Origin of the sequence: Pseudoalteromonas sp. GW168-MNA-CIBAN-0100 (assembly GCF_040309225.1) — a bacterium.
GTDB classification, from domain to species: Bacteria; Pseudomonadota; Gammaproteobacteria; order Enterobacterales; family Alteromonadaceae; genus Pseudoalteromonas; species Pseudoalteromonas arctica.
The window spans coordinates 1-576 of the sequence record NZ_JBEOOL010000089.1 but is presented as its reverse complement, the minus strand read 5'-3'; the positions used below and the strand labels follow the sequence as shown (position 1 = coordinate 576).

1 protein-coding gene is annotated in these 576 nt (G+C 41.8%); it reads right to left on the bottom strand.

The window, feature by feature from the left end:
• On the bottom strand, window positions 1-576 hold a 576-nt coding region (locus AAEY62_RS20140; protein ID WP_350635933.1), incomplete at both ends, for an ISAs1 family transposase.

Sequence of the window (576 nt, the reverse complement as noted above, 5' to 3'; positions counted from 1 at the left end):
ATTTCGGTATGTTCATCACAATTATGCTGAGTTAACCTTTCACGCTCGCACTTGTGCCACCACGCTTCTAGTTCCTTTTGCATGCCTGAATGATTACCTTTAAGTGCAAGAATATAATCTGCTTTTTGTTGGATGACTTGTTTTGCTATTTCTTGTTGGCATCCCATCGCATCTAACGTAATGATACTGTTTTCAATATCGAGCAGGGTGAGTAATTCTGGTATTGCGGTGATTTCATTTGTTTTATTATCAACAGCCGTCTGCCCAAGCACTAACTGGTGTTGGCAACTCCATGCACTGACCGTGTGTAAGGCGCTTTTTCTGTCTTTTGTGGTAAATGAACGCCGTGCGGTTTTGCCATCGATAGCGATGATATCTGCACCTGTAGTTTCAATCAGTGATGATATCCAAGATTGAAATGCCCTTTCTATTTCATTTGCTTTTAACCGACACATGACGCGAGCAATCGTGTCATGTTTTGGAATTCCTGCGTTGAACGTGCCGTATTTTTTTAACCAATCAAGCTTTAGGTGCCCAAAGTCTTCAATATCTTCCCATCCTTCTGCACCAGAGAGT